This window comes from Actinomycetota bacterium (assembly GCA_005774595.1).
In the GTDB taxonomy this organism is placed as follows: domain Bacteria; phylum Actinomycetota; class Coriobacteriia; order Anaerosomatales; family D1FN1-002; genus D1FN1-002.
Window position 1 is genome coordinate 1 of sequence record VAUM01000451.1, and the last position, 1,266, is coordinate 1,266.

2 protein-coding genes are annotated in these 1,266 nt (G+C 68.5%); both read left to right on the forward strand.

The features are described 5' to 3' along the window. Positions 1-991: glycosyltransferase family 4 protein (locus FDZ70_10880; GenBank protein ID TLM65722.1), on the forward strand; the 991-nt coding region annotated here is incomplete at its 5' end. Positions 992-1,044: 53 nt separating this feature from the next. Beyond that, the coding region (locus FDZ70_10885) for a hypothetical protein (GenBank protein TLM65723.1) at positions 1,045-1,266 on the forward strand (222 nt) is incomplete at its 3' end.

Genomic DNA, 1,266 nt, shown 5'->3' on the forward strand with positions numbered 1-1,266 from the left:
GTTCATGATCGGCCTGTTCGGACTTCAGGTGGCGCGGCGCCACCGCATTCCCTACGTTCACACGTACCACACGCTCTACCCGGAGTACGTGCACTACGTGTGGGATACGCGGCTGACCAAGCGTCTCGCGGAGCAGCTCTCGCGCGTCTTCGGCGAGCACTGCGACTCGATCATCGCGCCTTCGAGCAAGATTGAACGCTACCTGCGCGACTGGGGCGTGACCGTCCCGGTCGAAGTCCTCGCGACCGGCATCGAGGTCGACCGGTTCGCCAGCCCCGACCCCGCCCGCATCGCCCGACTGCGCGAGCGGCTCGAGATCGCGGAGGGCGACAAGGTGCTGCTGTTCGCCGGGCGGCTCGGACGCGAGAAGAACGTCGAGATGCTCGTGCGTGCGCTGTGGCACAGCCGGCGGACCGACACCGTGCTTGTCATAGCCGGTGACGGGCCGGACCGCGGCGAACTCGAAGCCGTCGTCGAGGAGACGGGCGTCTCTGACCAGGTGCGGTTCGCCGGCTACCTCGAAGGTCCCGACATGGTGGCGGGGTACCACATGGCCGACGCGTTCGTCTTCGCATCCACGACCGAGACTCAGGGCCTGGTGGTAGGCGAAGCGATGGCGGCCGGGCTGCCCGTGATCTGCGTCGACGACGAAGCGGTATCCGACTTCGTCGTCGACGGCGAGACTGGCGTGATCGTCTCGAACCGCCCGGAGGAGATGGCGCGCGCCATCGATCGGGTTCTCGGGGACGACTGGCTGCGGCTCAAGCTGTCCGAGGCAGGCGTCGCGCGCGCCCACGAGTTCTCGATCGACAACCAGACCTCGAAGCTCGTCGCCCACTACGAGCGGGCACTCGAGGCGTACCCGAAGCGACGGAGAGCACTCATCCCCACGTCGCTGCTCCCCGGGCCACTGGCCAGGATCGCCGCCGCGCTCGAGGACGACACGGTGACAACCGGGAATCGGCGCGGGAACGGCAGAACCGACTCGTAGTGCTACGCTAGGCTCCGACCGGTTTCGCTTGCACACTCGGTCCGGGGGGATCCGTGCTCACGATCCACTGGTACACGCTGCCCATGTTCGTGGCTGCGCTGACGAGCGCCACGCTCGCGGTGACCGCCACCGCACTGCCGCGCGCGCGGACCTCGACCACCGGCTCGTTCTGCATGCTGAACACCGGCGTGGCCGCGTGGACGCTCGCGTACGCGCTCGAGCTCGAGATGAGCCCGTACGCGGACGTCGCCCTCGCCCCGCTGGGGAGCGGGCTC